This is a genomic window from Micromonospora sp. NPDC048999, from assembly GCF_040649295.1.
Taxonomy (GTDB): Bacteria; Actinomycetota; Actinomycetes; order Mycobacteriales; family Micromonosporaceae; genus Micromonospora.
In genome coordinates this window covers 652,395-665,518 of the sequence record NZ_JBEZFI010000001.1, presented here as the reverse complement: position 1 = coordinate 665,518, position 13,124 = coordinate 652,395, and the positions used below count along the sequence as shown (strand labels likewise).

The window sequence follows — 13,124 nt, the reverse complement described above, 5'->3', positions numbered from 1 at the left end:
CAGGGGGCCCCGCTTAACTCGGCCGCCCGGGATCGGTGCCGTGTCGGATATCCGCGCGGTCGGTTGGGCGACGGTCGGCTGTGGGCTGTTGCACGCCGTCCGTACTCTTCGGGGCCATGACTCCGGATCATGATCCTTCGCGGAGCCCGGATGGTCGTACCCCGTTGCCCGATCTGCTCCGTGGGCACCGGCTCGCCGCCGGTCTCACCCAGGCCGAGCTGGCCGGCCGGGCCGGCGTCGGGGTACGGACCGTCCGTGATCTGGAGCGGGGCCGGTCGGCGCGGCCCCAGCGCACCACCGTCGACCTGCTCGCCGACGCGCTCGGTCTGGCCGGCGACGCCCGGCAGGCGTTCCGCGCCGCGGCCCGGCCGGCCCCGGTCGTGCCGCGCCCGGGCGGGCGACACCTCGCCGGCGACGTGCCGCGCCCGGCCGCGCGGCACCTTCCGGTCACCGGTTCCGCCGCCCCCGGATTCGGTACGCCGATCGCGCTGCCGCAGCCGGGCCCGCTGATCGGCCGGGACCGGGATGTCGCCGAGGTGGCCGCCCTGCTGAGCGCCGAGCGTCCGGTGGTGAGCCTGGTCGGCCTGGCCGGCGTCGGCAAGACCGCGCTCGCGCTCACCGTCGCGTACGCGGTGGCCGCCGAGCATCCGGCCGGTGTCGCCGGGGTGTTGGTCGGCGAGGGCTCGGACGCCGCCGACGTGCTGGCCGCGTCGGCGGCGGTGCTCGGCGTGAACCGGCTCGCCGACCTCGCCTGTCGGCTCGCCGGCCGACCCGCGCTGCTGATCGTGGACGCGGTGGAACGAGCGCCCGCGCCGGTGGCACAGGCGCTACGAACGCTGGTCGCCGCGGCACCGGCGCTGCGGGTGCTGGCGACCGGCCGGCGCCCGGTCGGCCTACCCGGCGAACTGGTGCGGCCGGTGGCGCCGCTGGATGTGCCGCCGGTCGGGGCGGCGCCGGCGGAGCCGGCCGAGCTGGTTCGCTGGCCTGCGGCGGCGCTGTTCACCGCCCGGCTCGCCCAGGTACGCCGCGAGCCGCCCAGCCCGGCCGAGCTGCCGGCGCTCGCCGCGCTGGTCCGTCGCCTCGGCGGCCTGCCGCTGGCGATCGAGCTGATGGCCGCGCGCGGGCGGATCCTCGACGTCATCGAGCTGCTCGACCGGTATGGCGACCGGGTCCTCGACCTCGCCACCGCCGGCAGCCCGGGCTGGGCGCCCGCCGACGGTGCGGCGGGTACGGTGACCCTGCGCGAGGCGGTGGCGACCAGCTATCGGCTGCTTGCGCCCGAAGACCGGGCGGCGTTGCGCCGCCTCTCGGCGTTTCGCAACCGCTGGTCGTTGGAGCTGGCCGAGGAGCTGCTCGCGGACGGCGGCCAGCACCGGGACGTCGTGCCGTTGCTGGACCGGCTGCTCGAGCTCGGCCTGCTCAGCGTCCGGGGCGACGGTCCATTCCGGTTCCGCCTCTTGGACGCGGTACGCGACTTCGCCGCCGAGCAGGCCGTCGGGGAGGGCGAGCTGACCCGGATCCGGCACCGGCACGCACGCGTGGTCACCGCGATGGTGGTCCGCGTCGCCCCGAAGCTGGCCGGTGCGGACCTGCCGACCGCGGTGCACCTGCTGGACGAGGCGACCAGTGACATCACCACGGCCCTGACGCACGCCGCCGCCGCCGATCCGCTGACCGCGCTGCGGCTGGCGGCGGCGCTGCCCGAATGGTGGCGGCTGCGGGGCCGGGACGTCGCCGGACGACATTGGCTGCGCCGGTTGCTGGCTGACCCGCGTACCGCCGACGCCGACCCGGTGCTGCGGGCCCGGGCGCAGCTCGGGTCGGCCCAGCTGGCCGTGGAGCACGACGGCGGCGCGGAGGAACTGGATGCGGCGCGCGCCGCGTTGGTCACCTTTTGGGACGCCGGGGAGGTGGCCGGGGAGGTGTCGGCGCGTCTGACGCTCGGTGCGCTGCTGCCCGCCGTCGGTGAGCATGACGAGGCCCGACAGCAGGCCGAGGCGGCGCTGGAGCTGGCCGTCCGGCATGATCGGCTTCGCGACATGGCCACCGCCCAGGCGTACCTGACCTGGCACGACGTACGAACGGGTGAGCTGTCCGGTGCCCGGCGCCGACTGGCCGTCGTGGACCGGCTCGCGGGCCAGTCCGGGGAGCAGCGGCTACGGCTGCTGGCCTGGGCCGGCCTCGCCGAGGTGACCCGCCTGGAGGGCCGGTACGTCGACGCCGTGGAGCAGGGGCGGCGGGCGGTGGCGGCCCTCGCCGAGCTGGGCGACCCGGGGCATCGCCGTCGGGTGCTCGGCACGGTCGGCCTGGCGCTGGCCCAGGCGGGGCAGGCCAGCGAGGCGCTGCAGGTGGTCGCCGAGCTGCGGCCCACCCGGCAGGAGGCCACTCGCCGGTCGGAGGATGCGATCTGCGCGCTGATCGAGGGCCACCTCGCCCTGCACCGGGGCGACCGTGACCTGGCGACCGAGTGGTACGCGGCGGCGGTAGACGCGGCGGGCGACGGCCGGAACCGGCGGGACCTGATCGAGGCGCTGGTGGGCCTGGCGGCGAGCACGGCTGACCTGGCCGTGCTGGACCGGCTCGACCGGGCGCGGCAGGCCAGCGGAATCAGCCTGTTGCCCCGGGAGGAGACCCTGCTCTACGCGCTGGTGGCCCACCGCGGTCAGCTCAGCCGTCAGAGCTGACCGGAGGGCACCCGCCCCGGGCGGGTCGTGAAGGTGATGAGAGGGCGGGGTGGCGCGAGCGAACAGCCCCCTGGTGTCGCCCCTCGCTCATCGCTCGCGCCGGCACCCCCCGGTGCGTCCCCCGCTTGTCGGGAAGCCTATCCCCGAGACATGGGCTATTTGCGTGGATCTGCGGGACCTTGTCCAGATCCTTCACCGGTTCTGCCGGTCTTTCTGCCGGTGCCCGTCGAGCATGCCCGGCTCGCCTCAGCGGCGGTCCGCGTCTCAGCAGCCGCCCGCGTCTCAGCAGCCGCCCGCGGCGGCCTCGTCGGTCGGGGCGGGGCCCGTGCTTCCGGCGGTGGCGCCCGGGTAAACCGCGTCGCGGACCCGGCGCAGGCCGTCGAGGAGAGCCTTGAGCGCGGCCGGTTCGAGCTGGCCGGTGAACCACTCTTCGATGATCCGCAGGTGCCCCGGCAGGGTCTCGTCGAGCCGGGCCAGGCCGGCGGCCGTCACCACCGCGTACGAGCTGCGCCGGTCGGACGGGCAGGCCCGCCGGCAGAGCAGGCTGTTGCGTTCCATCCGGTCGACGACCCGGGTCACCCCGCTGGTGGAGAGGGACGTCTGGGCGGCCAGATCGGTCATCCGCAGCTGCTTGCCGGGCGAGCGGGCGAGCCGGGCGAGCACCTCGAACTCGATCAGGGAAAGGCCGTGCTCCTCGAACTGGGCGGCGAACCGGGCCGACAGCCCGGTGTACGCCTCGGCGAGAAGGCCGACGGCGGTGATCCGGGGGTCGTCGAACACGTTCTGGTCCACGCAGCCATCCTAGCAATACTTGACACGGGGAATATTGCTGGGTCTATAGTTGCTTCGACAAGCGTTGGGTTAACAAGCAATCTCCCCTGGAGGACAGCACCATGACCAGCAGCACCGAAGCGGTTACCCGCGAGTGGGAAGGCCTCACCATCCCCGCTGCCGGCACGTACCAGCTGGACGCGGCTCACAAGCGGGTCGGATTCGTCGCGCGGCACATGATGGTCAGCAAGGTGCGCGGTGAGTTCGCCGAGGCGACCGCCACGATCACCATCGAGGAGGACCCGACGCGGTCCTCGGTCGCCGCCACCATCCAGGCGGCGAGCATCAACACCGCCCAGGCCGACCGCGACGGGCACCTGCGCAGCCCCGAGTTCCTCGACGTCGAGAAGTTCCCGACGCTCGAGTTCCGCAGCACCGGGGTGAAATCCCACGCCGGCAACGAGTTCGTGCTCACCGGCGAGCTGACCGTGAAGGACGTCACCCGCCCGGTGGAACTTGAGGTCGAGTTCGAGGGTGTCGGCCGCAGCCCGTTCGGCCAGGACATCTTCGGCTTCTCCGCGAGCACCGAGATCGACCGTGAGGAGTTCGGCCTGACCTGGAACGTCGCCCTGGAGACCGGTGGCGTCCTGGTCGGCAAGAAGATCAAGATCGAGATCGAGGGCGAGGCCATCCGCCAGGCCTGATCCGCCCGTACGACCTTTGTGGGCCCGTGCCGTCGCCGACGGCGCGGGCCCGCTTCGTCGTACGTGGACCGGCGCGAGATCCGTCACGTCCTGAACTCCGGCGACCAGGGGTGCGGCCGGCGCTGGCTGGGTAGAAGTGCAGACCTGTGCCAGGCCTCTGGTATCGGTGGCCCGGGCGGTTTTAACGTGAATGGTTCACAATGCGTTCCGGAACGGTACGGTTCCGTTACGCCTCGGGCCGGGAGGGTACATGGGCAGGGACGTCAAGCAGGGCGCCTTCTCCCGGGAGGAGCGGGTCCGCTACCGGCAGAAGGTCCGGCGTTGCCTGGATGTCTTCGCGCTGATGCTGGACGACTTCGGCTTCGACGCCGACCGCCCGATGACCGGGCTGGAGATCGAGCTGAACCTGGTCGACTCCGCCGCGGAGCCGGCCATGCGCAACGAGAAGATTCTCGCTGACATCGCGGACCCGCTCTTCCAGACCGAACTGGGTCAGTTCAACCTGGAGTTGAACGCCCCGCCCCGGCTCATCGAGGGCGCCGGCTTCGGCGACTACGAGCGGGACCTGCGCAACAGCCTCGCCCGCGCCGACGACCGGGCCGCCAGGTCGGACGCCAAGATCGTGCTGGTGGGCATCCTGCCCACCCTCACCGAGCGGCACCTCGTCGCCGACAACCTCTCCACCAACGAGCGCTACCGGGTGCTCAACGACCAGATCGTCGGTGCCCGGGGCGAGGACATCGAGCTGGACATCCGCGGCGTCGAGCGACTCCGGACGGCCACCGATTCCATTGCCCCGGAGGCCGCCTGCACGAGCCTTCAGTTCCACCTACAGGTCGCGCCGGACAGCTTCGCCGACTACTGGAACGCGTCCCAGGCCATCGCCGGCCCCCAGGTGGCGGTGGGCGCGAACTCGCCGTTCCTCTACGGCCGACAGCTCTGGGCGGAGACCCGGATCGCCCTTTTCCAGCAGGCCACCGACACCCGACCGGACGAGCTCAAGGCCCAGGGCGTACGCCCCCGGGTGTGGTTCGGAGAACGTTGGATCACCTCGATCTTCGACCTGTTCGAGGAGAACGTCCGCTACTTTCCGCCGCTGCTGCCCATCTGTGCCGACGAGGACCCGGTTGAGGTACTACACGCCGGCGGGGTGCCAGAGCTGGCCGAGCTGCGGCTGCACAACGGCACGGTTTACCGCTGGAACCGGCCGGTCTACGACATCATGGGTGGCCGCCCGCACCTGCGGGTGGAGAACCGGGTGCTGCCGGCCGGGCCGACCGTGGTCGACATGCTGGCCAACGGCGCCTTCTACTTCGGGCTCGCCCGGGCTCTCGCCGAGGCGGACCGTCCCATCTGGAGCCAGCTGACCTTCAGTTCCGCCGAGGAGAACTTCCACGCCGCCGCCCGGCGAGGCATGGACGCCGTGCTGCACTGGCCCCGGCTCGGCGAGGTGCCGGTGACCAAGCTCGTGCTCGACGTGCTCCTGCCCCTGGCCGCGCAGGGGCTGGACGGGTTCGGCGTCGCCCCGCCCGAGCGGGACCGCCTCCTCGGCGTCATCGAGCAGCGCTGCCGTACCGGTCGTAATGGTGCGGTCTGGCAGACGGAGATGGTGTGGGCGGCCGAGCGGCACCGGGGCATGGACCGGCGGGCCGCCCTGCACCACATGCTTCAGCGGTACGCGGAGCTTCAGCGCACCAACGAGCCCGTGCACACCTGGCCGATCGGCTGATCGTCTCCGGATCAGTGACCGCGACGACGACCCTTCGACACCCGCCCGTCGTCGCCCGCGCCGCCAGTCTCGACCGGAGCCTCCGCCGCCGGGCTGCCGGTCGCGGTGAGGCCCGTCGTCCGGGCGTCCGTTGCCGGGCTGTCGGAGGTGCCCTCGGGTGCTGCCGGCGTCTCGGTGCCGTCGGCGGTGACCGCCGCGACGCTCGGCGTCGGAGCGGCTTCCTCCGACCCGTCGGTGGCGGGGCGGACGACCTCTTCGGCGGCGTCAGGCTCGTCGATGCGCTGGCGGGGCAGGGCCACCTCGGCGTGGGCAGCGGCCCGGTGTTCGGTCCGCTGGGCCAGCGCGGCCACCAGCACGGAGCCCCCGACCCCGGCGATCACCGCGTACGGAGCGATCAAGTGGGCCGACAACTGCTCGGCGGCGATCGACCCGAGTCTCGGCACGGCCAGCAGGTAGGCGAGCGCGACGAGGAACGGTCCCGCCGCCCCGGAGGCCGCCGTCCCGACCCGCCACTGCGGCACCTGGGCGGTACGCCGGGCCGCCAGTGCGCCGATCACCAGGGCGGCGCCCAGTGAGAGCAGGGCACCGGGCCAGTAGAAGTAGTCCCGGATCCAGAACCGCTCGCTGTCCGCGCTGATCTGCCAGATGCCGAGCTGAGCGGTGGTCAGCCCGCGCCCGGAGATCACCCCGTCGACCACCGACACCACCGCGAGCAGCCAGAGCCAGCCGGTGGTGGCGACGAGGTTGGTCGCGACGGCCCGGGTGTGCAGCGCCCAGGTCGCCAGGAGCAGCCCGATCAACAGCCCTGCGGCGGCGTACCCGGCGGCGACGGCCTGCGGCGCGGACGTGTCCGGCACCCGAGCCGCCCGGGCCGGCACGGCGACCAGCAGCACGGTGATCAGCGCACCCACCGTGGCACCGACCGCCAGGCCGAGTTTTCGCAGCGGCCCGCCCGGATCCTCGGCGTGCCCGCCCTGCAGGCGGTGTACGCAGACCGCGCCGGCGACCACCGAGGTGGCGGCGATCCAGGTGGCCCAGGCGAGGCTCGCCACCCAGGCCGCCTCGATCCGGACGGCACCGGCCGGCGCCCAGTTGATGATGCCCAGCCCGTAGCCGATGCCCAGCTGCGCGGCCCCCGTACCGGCGGCGACGCCGAGCGCGGCGGCGATCGATGTTCCCCAGCCCCGTCTGGCCATGCCGGGCAGCGTAGCGTCCCCCGGCAGGCGCGGCGAGCCGGGCGAACGCCGGACCGGCGTGCGACGGGCCGGGCGGCGACGAGGCCCAGGGCCGACGCGGCGTCCCGCCAGGTCTGGTCGGACAGCCGGGCGGCGTCGGCCGTGGCCCGGTGGCTCGCCGCGCTGATACCGGCCGATGGAGCCCCGGACGGCTACCGTGGACGGTCGAGGGCCAGGGCGCCCGTCCCGGTGGGGAAAGGACGTGCGATGAGCGACGACCGCCAGGAGCCACCCGCCGGGGACGCCGACGCCACCCGCCCGCTGCCCCAGGACACCGGGGACGCCACCGCGCGGCAGCAATCCGTGAACCAGACCGACCGCCAGCCGGCCGTCCCGCCGGCCTGGTCCGGACGGGCGGGGGTGCCCCCACCGCGGCCGGCTGGCTATGACGAGACCGGCACCGAGTGGTACGCCGAGGAGCAGGCCGGTCGCCGCTGGTGGATGCCGATCCTGCTGGGCATCCTCGCCATGGCCCTGGTCGCGCTGATCGGGTTGGGTGTCTGGCTGGCGCTGCGCGCGGCGCAGCGGGACCCGGGGTCGCCTCCCGCACCCTCGCCCGCGCCGACCACCGCCCCGGAAGCCACCACCGCGCCGACCACCACCGCGCCGAGCACCTCCCCGCCGACCACTGCGCCGGGTACCCCGCCGACCACGATGGCCGCCGCCCAGGTGCCGATGCCGCCGCTGGTGGGGCTGCCGGAGGCCGCCGCCCGGGCGGCTCTCGACCTGCTGGACGTGCCCTACCGGGTCGAGCGGCGGCCGTCGGACCAACCGGCCGGCACGGTGATCGAGACCGATCCGGCCGCCGGCGGGTTGATCGCCGGTGGCAACGAGGTCACGATCGTGGTGGCCGAGGCCGGCGCGGCGACGACCGCGGCGAGCCCCGGAACGCCCGGCTCGACGGCGGCACGAACCCTCTGACCGTCACCACTGTCGGCGTCTGGCGCCGACCAGACCGAGCCCGGCCAGCGAGATGGCGAGGCCCAACAGTCCCGAATAGAACAGCGACCGGTTGACGTCCGCGGTGTCCCGTGCGCGGTCGGCCAGCGCTTCCTCGCCGGCGCCCCCACCCGCTTGGGCGGGTGGCGCGTCGACCTTGTTGCCGAGGGCGGCCGCGCCCGGCGTGCCGGCCCAACCCCGTTCCGCCTCCGGGTCGGTGGCCCGTCCGGGGTCTTTCCCGGCCACGGTGATCTCGGGAGCCGGTACCGGCTCCCGCAACTGTTCGGTGGCGGAGTAGGCCGGGTGACGGAGCACGAGCATGAGTGCGGTCGCGGCGCCGAGGAGTGCGAGAAGCCCGAAGGCGTAGCCGACAGGGGACCGGTGATGCCGCCGCGCGGCGGGCAGATTGACCATGGACCATCCCAGGTTCAGTGGTCCGGGACGCGCGGGGTGGAAACGTTGCCGGGGTGGGCGTTACCGATTCTAAGGCGACGGCCCGCCCCCGGCCTGGCAATTGCCGGGTCAGCCGACTCGGACCGGGGTCCGGACGACCGGACGCCGGGCTCGGACGGTGTGCTGACGCGGTGTCGGGGCGGCCTGCAGCTGTCGCAGCCCCTCCCGCTGTACGAAGATCGACCGTCGGCTGACCGCGTCCCCCGCCGCGTTCAGCTCGTAGCCGTCGAGCCAGAGCCAACCGTCATAGGTCGGCCAGTCGAGCACCCGGATCACCCGGAACATGATCGGTCGGAGGAACTGGACACTCGCCGCGCGAGTCACGTGCAGTACGTCACCGGAGCGGGGAAGCACATGGGCTCCTGGAAGGGTTCGGCCGGCGGGCGAGCCGGCGGAGGCTGATCGGGGGGACAGGTCGGCCCGGTGACGGGGGTCGCGCCTCGTGGACCGGCTGATCAGGGTGTTCGGTGGCGGTCGGGCCGAAACCCGCGGTCGCGGGCCGGCACCCGACCGACACCCGGCTGCTCCCGGTTGTCGCTCCCACCGCCGCAGCCACACTGGCGTGCAGCGGTGAGGCCTCAGGCCGGGGCATGTCGTGAGGCACGCGACGGCTCTCCTCCCGCCGTCCCACGTCCCGTGGGGTCGCCACGCCGAGAGATCATGCGGAGACGGTGAGTAACCCGTGCCATACCGACAGAGTGCACCAGGGACGTGCTTCATGCAAGTTGCATGTCGACTTTTGCCGATACGCGAGCAGAACACGTGAACGGAATGCTTGAAGCCGCAGGTGTCGGGGCGGCACACTGGACGCCGGTTTCGCCCGTCGCGGCCGGTCGACGACCGGCACCACCCCCCCTGCCGCGAACGATCGCCCGCCGCACGACGGTTCGCGCCCCCGGCGGGTGTCGAACCGGGCGCGATCGACCGGAGGTAGTCGGGTGAGCGCGACAAGCCGTCATCCCCGTCCAGCAACCTGCGGAGCGGTGTCGTGAGTGAGCGGCGCAGTCCCACCATCCGACGTCGACGCCTGGGGGCGGAACTCCGCCGCCAGCGGGAGGCCGCCCGCATCACCATCGAGGCGGTCGCCGAGCAACTGGAGTGCTCGGCTTCCAAGATTTCCCGCATCGAGACCGGCCACACCACGGCCACCCCGCGCGACGTGCGGGACATGCTCCGGATCTACGGGGTGGTCGGCGCCGAGAGCGACGAGTTGGTGCAGATCGCCCGGGAGGCCCGGCAGAAGGGCTGGTGGCATCCGTACACCACCGTGCTGGTCGGTGCGTACGTGGGGCTGGAGTCGGCGGCCAGCTCGATTCGGGCGTACGAGCAGCAGGTCGTGCCGGGCCTGCTGGAGACCGAGGAGTACGCGAGCGCGATGATCCGGGCCGCCCGGCCTGACATCAGCGACGAGGAAGTCGCACAACGTGTCCGTGTCCGTTGCGACCGCCAGTCGTTGCTGACTCAGGATGATCCGGTCGATCTATGGGTGGTGCTCGATGAGGCGGTGCTGAGCCGGCCGGTTGGCGGTGACGCGGTGATGCGTGACCAGCTCAACCGGTTGGTGGAGGTGGCCGAGCTGCCGAACGTGACGGTGCAGGTCCTGCCCTTCGAGGTGGGTGCGCACGCCGGCATGGACGGTACGTTCACGATCCTCAGCTTCCCCGAACTAAGTGATCCCGATGTCGTGTACGCGGAGAACGCAACGGGTGGGCTCTTCCTCGAGAAGAGCGACGAACTGCAGAAGTACAGCTTCATCTTCGATCACATTCGAGCAGCGGCCATGCGTCCGGAGGAGTCCATCGCTCACATCGCAAAACTGGCAGAGGAGCCGTTGTGGAAATGGCGACCAAGAAGTTCCCCGTGGACCTGACGCAGGCAACCTGGTTCAAGAGCTCGAAGAGTGGGCCGAACTGCGACAATTGCGTCGAGGTAGCGTACGCGACCGGGGCGGTCGGCGTCCGGGATTCAAAGGACAAGACGGGCCCTGCCCTGGTCTTCGCTCCAGGTGATTGGCACGCTTTCGTTGCCGGCACCCGGGACGGTGTGTTCGCCCGAGGCTGATCCGCGGCCCCGGATTGTGTGCGTGGTCCCGCCCGGCCGACTGGCCGGGCGGGACCATTTCGTGCACCCCCGGCTGGTCGGCCGCGCCCACCCGTCGCCACTTCCGTTCCGCCTCGTTGAACCGCACGGATCGGCAACCGAACGAGGTAGGCGAGACGGATGACGACGATCGGTTCAGAGAATCTCACCAACGGCCCGGGCAAGCCGGAGCGGTTCGGCGGCAAGTACCGCGGGGCGCGCCGGGACACCGTCCTCACCGAGGTGGTCTCCGTCGACACCGAGCTCGGCGGCGGCCGGGACACGGCCGCCCCGGAGCAGGCCTCGTCGCCGCTCACCCTGCCGTCCCTGGACTCCAATCCGCTCACCGAGCCGTCGTTCCCCCCGACCGGCTGGCCGTTGGAGCCGACCGAGTCCCTGGCGGACCATCCGCTGCTGCGGGGCCTGCTGCTGGAGTTGCCGCCGCGGGGCAGCGTGCCGCCGCCCGGCTGGCTGGACCGTTGGTTCGAGGCGACCCGGGCGATCCTTGAGCTGCTGTACGTGCAGGGGGCTGGCCGCCCGCGCTGACCCGGAGGCCGCCGCTCAGACGTCGAAGGTGGCGGGAGGCTCGGTGGCCGCCGGCGGCGGGGTGGCCTTCCACAGGCCGGTCTTCTGCGCGATCAGCCGGGCCAGGTAGGCCGGGTTGAGGATGACGTAGCGCCGCCAGAGCCGCTTCGGTTCCAGGCCGAGCCGCCAGAACCACTCCAGCCCCGCGCGCTGCATCCATGACGGTGGGTTGCGCAGCAGGCCGGCGTGGTAGTCGAACGCGGCGCCGACCGCCATGAGCGGCATGTCCAGCAGCGGCCGTATGGCGTACGTGAAGATCTCCTGCCGGGGGCAACCCAGCCCGACCAGAACGAGCCGGGCACCGCTGGACCTGATCCGGTTGGCGATCTCGACGTCCTCGCCCGGCTGGACCGACCGGAACTTCGATGGCTCGACCCCGGCGATCTTCAGCGCCGGGAACTTCCGCTCCAGTGCCGGGACCAGCCGGGACAGGGTCTCCTCGGTGGAGCCGTACAGGTAGACCGGCAGGCCCTCGTCGGCGAACCGCTGCAGCACCCGCAGCGTCAGCTCCGGGCCGTAGACCCGGTCGTCGAGCCCGGCGCCGTGCAGCAGGTTGAGCGCCCAGCGGACCGGCTGCCCGTCCGGGGTGACCACGTCGAACGAGTTGAGCCGGGCGTTGTGCGCCGGATCGAGCACCCCGGTCATCACGCCGTGCACGGCCAGCGCGGTCAGCGCCAGCGGGCGGCGCTCGTGCGCCGCCGCGACGACCGCCTCGGTCGCCCGGGTGTAGTCCGTCGCGTCGACGAGGACGCCGAGCACATTCCGCTTGGTGCCGGCGGTCATGCCTTCGGCACCCACTTGTCGACGTTCGCCTCGTAGATCTCCTGGAGGATCATCGGCACGTTGTAGGTGATCTTCCAGTCGGGGTAGTGTTCCTCGAACCGGGCCATGCTGCTGACATACCACTGGTGGTCGCCGGTACGCGCCTGCTCCACGTAATTGATCTTCGCGGCGTGGCCGGTGATCTCCTCGGCGATCCGGAACGCCTCGATGTGCGAGGTGTTCGAGTGGCGACCGCCACCCAGGTTGTAGACCTGGGCCGACCGCGGCGCACGGAAGAATGCCTCGAACGCGGTCAGCACGTCGTGGGAGTGGATCGCGTCCCGGACCATCTTGCCCTTGTAGCCGAAGAGGTTGTACGTCCGGCCCTCCATCACGCAGCGCATCAGGTAGGCCAGGAAGCCGTGCAGCTCGGCCGCCGAGTGGGCCGGGCCGGTCAGGGTGCCGCCCCGGAAGCAGGCGGTCTTCAAGTCGAAGTACCGGCCGTACTCCTGGACCATCACGTCGGCGGCCACCTTCGAGGCGCCGAAGACCGAGTGCAGCGACTCGTCGATCGACATGTCCTCGGTGATGCCCTGGTGATACGGGTGGTCCTCGGGCAGCTCGTAGCGGGTCTCCAGCTCGATCAGAGGCAGGCTGTTCGGGCGGTCGCCGTACACCTTGTTGGTCGAGCAGTGGATGAAGGGCGCGTCGCTGGCGTGCCGGCGGGTGTTCTCCAGCATGTTGAGGGTGCCGCCCGCGTTGACGTCGAAGTCCGTGTACGGCTCCTTGGCGGCCCAGTCGTGGCTGGGCTGTGCGGCGCTGTGGATCACGACCGCGATGTCCGAGCCGTACTTCTTGAAGACCTGCTCCAGGCCGTCCCGGTCCCGGATGTCCACCGCGTAGTGGGTGTAGGCGGCACCCAGGTCGGCGGCGAGCCGCTCCAGGCTCCACGACGTCGAGCCGTCCTCGCCGAAGAAGTACCGCCGCATGTCGTTGTCGATGCCGACCACGTCGAGCCCGAGGCCGGCGAAGTGCCGGGCCGCCTCGGAACCGATCAGACCGCCCGAACCGGTTACCAACGCGACAGTCACACGCCACTCCTGGCTCATCGGGGCAGGGAAACCATCGGAGCATAGCGTGATGCCCGGCACGGTCCCCAATACGCCGCGAGGGCCCCGCTAGC

The 13,124-nt window shown here is 72.2% G+C and carries 13 protein-coding genes; 7 read left to right on the top strand and 6 right to left on the bottom strand.

Annotated elements, in window-relative coordinates:
• Positions 1–116: 116 nt before the first annotated feature.
• Positions 117–2,684, top strand: coding sequence for a helix-turn-helix domain-containing protein (locus AB0C02_RS03230; protein WP_357540546.1), 2,568 nt, complete (start codon positions 117–119; stop codon positions 2,682–2,684).
• Positions 2,685–2,966: 282 nt separating this feature from the next.
• Here the strand turns inward: AB0C02_RS03230 and AB0C02_RS03225 are convergent, their stop codons facing one another.
• Positions 2,967–3,476, bottom strand: a complete 510-nt coding sequence (locus AB0C02_RS03225; RefSeq protein WP_357540544.1) for a MarR family winged helix-turn-helix transcriptional regulator — start codon at positions 3,474–3,476, stop codon at positions 2,967–2,969.
• A gap of 101 nt (positions 3,477–3,577) precedes the next feature.
• On the opposite strand from AB0C02_RS03225, the gene AB0C02_RS03220 reads away from it, so the two are divergent.
• A complete protein-coding gene (locus AB0C02_RS03220; protein ID WP_357540542.1) occupies positions 3,578–4,159 on the top strand; it encodes a YceI family protein in 582 nt (193 codons plus the stop codon).
• A 250-nt stretch (positions 4,160–4,409) separates the two neighbouring features.
• On the top strand, positions 4,410–5,888 hold the full coding sequence (locus AB0C02_RS03215; protein ID WP_357540541.1) for a glutamate--cysteine ligase: 1,479 nt from the start codon (positions 4,410–4,412) through the stop codon (positions 5,886–5,888).
• 11 nt (positions 5,889–5,899) lie between these two features.
• On the opposite strand, the gene AB0C02_RS03210 is transcribed toward AB0C02_RS03215, so the two are convergent.
• Entirely contained in the window at positions 5,900–7,084 is a 1,185-nt protein-coding gene (locus tag AB0C02_RS03210) for a hypothetical protein (RefSeq protein ID WP_357540539.1), read from the bottom strand.
• A gap of 246 nt (positions 7,085–7,330) precedes the next feature.
• Between AB0C02_RS03210 and AB0C02_RS03205 the strand changes: the two genes are divergently transcribed.
• Entirely contained in the window at positions 7,331–8,044 is a 714-nt protein-coding gene (locus tag AB0C02_RS03205) for a PASTA domain-containing protein (protein WP_357540537.1), read from the top strand.
• 3 nt (positions 8,045–8,047) lie between these two features.
• Here the strand turns inward: AB0C02_RS03205 and AB0C02_RS03200 are convergent, their stop codons facing one another.
• A complete protein-coding gene (locus AB0C02_RS03200) occupies positions 8,048–8,476 on the bottom strand; it encodes a hypothetical protein (RefSeq protein WP_357540535.1) in 429 nt (142 codons plus the stop codon).
• 108 nt (positions 8,477–8,584) lie between these two features.
• The gene (locus AB0C02_RS03195; protein ID WP_357540533.1) at positions 8,585–8,869 is read right to left on the bottom strand and encodes a hypothetical protein; all 285 of its coding nucleotides are present in this window, start codon (positions 8,867–8,869) and stop codon (positions 8,585–8,587) included.
• Positions 8,870–9,503: 634 nt separating this feature from the next.
• On the opposite strand from AB0C02_RS03195, the gene AB0C02_RS03190 reads away from it, so the two are divergent.
• The 3 genes from AB0C02_RS03190 to AB0C02_RS03180 all read left to right on the top strand — a co-directional run bounded on the left by AB0C02_RS03190 (position 9,504) and on the right by AB0C02_RS03180 (position 11,140).
• Positions 9,504–10,385 (top strand): helix-turn-helix transcriptional regulator, encoded by an 882-nt coding sequence (locus AB0C02_RS03190; protein WP_357540531.1) that lies wholly within the window; start codon positions 9,504–9,506, stop codon positions 10,383–10,385.
• Positions 10,355–10,576: a DUF397 domain-containing protein gene (locus AB0C02_RS03185; RefSeq protein ID WP_357540529.1), complete on the top strand. Its 222-nt coding sequence runs from the start codon at positions 10,355–10,357 to the stop codon at positions 10,574–10,576. Before AB0C02_RS03190 ends, AB0C02_RS03185 begins: the two co-directional genes overlap by 31 nt.
• Positions 10,577–10,735: 159 nt before the next feature.
• The gene (locus AB0C02_RS03180; protein WP_357540527.1) at positions 10,736–11,140 is read left to right on the top strand and encodes a hypothetical protein; all 405 of its coding nucleotides are present in this window, start codon (positions 10,736–10,738) and stop codon (positions 11,138–11,140) included.
• A gap of 15 nt (positions 11,141–11,155) precedes the next feature.
• On the opposite strand, the gene AB0C02_RS03175 is transcribed toward AB0C02_RS03180, so the two are convergent.
• Positions 11,156–11,962, bottom strand: coding sequence for a WecB/TagA/CpsF family glycosyltransferase (locus tag AB0C02_RS03175; protein WP_357540525.1), 807 nt, complete (start codon positions 11,960–11,962; stop codon positions 11,156–11,158).
• Positions 11,959–13,050, bottom strand: a complete 1,092-nt coding sequence (locus tag AB0C02_RS03170) for an NAD-dependent epimerase/dehydratase family protein (protein WP_357540523.1) — start codon at positions 13,048–13,050, stop codon at positions 11,959–11,961. The genes AB0C02_RS03175 and AB0C02_RS03170 overlap by 4 nt, the downstream gene beginning before the upstream one ends.
• Between the last annotated feature and the right edge of the window lie 74 nt (positions 13,051–13,124).

Coding starts and splice junctions, on each gene's coding strand:
- AB0C02_RS03185 (WP_357540529.1), top strand. CDS start 10,355: ATGGCGACCAAGAAGTTCCCCGTGGACCTGACGCAGGCAACCTGGTTC.
- AB0C02_RS03180 (WP_357540527.1), top strand. CDS start 10,736: ATGACGACGATCGGTTCAGAGAATCTCACCAACGGCCCGGGCAAGCCG.
- AB0C02_RS03205 (WP_357540537.1), top strand. CDS start 7,331: ATGAGCGACGACCGCCAGGAGCCACCCGCCGGGGACGCCGACGCCACC.
- AB0C02_RS03215 (WP_357540541.1), top strand. CDS start 4,410: ATGGGCAGGGACGTCAAGCAGGGCGCCTTCTCCCGGGAGGAGCGGGTC.
- AB0C02_RS03170 (WP_357540523.1), bottom strand. CDS start 13,050: ATGAGCCAGGAGTGGCGTGTGACTGTCGCGTTGGTAACCGGTTCGGGC.
- AB0C02_RS03175 (WP_357540525.1), bottom strand. CDS start 11,962: ATGACCGCCGGCACCAAGCGGAATGTGCTCGGCGTCCTCGTCGACGCG.
- AB0C02_RS03200 (WP_357540535.1), bottom strand. CDS start 8,476: ATGGTCAATCTGCCCGCCGCGCGGCGGCATCACCGGTCCCCTGTCGGC.
- AB0C02_RS03210 (WP_357540539.1), bottom strand. CDS start 7,084: ATGGCCAGACGGGGCTGGGGAACATCGATCGCCGCCGCGCTCGGCGTC.
- AB0C02_RS03220 (WP_357540542.1), top strand. CDS start 3,578: ATGACCAGCAGCACCGAAGCGGTTACCCGCGAGTGGGAAGGCCTCACC.
- AB0C02_RS03230 (WP_357540546.1), top strand. CDS start 117: ATGACTCCGGATCATGATCCTTCGCGGAGCCCGGATGGTCGTACCCCG.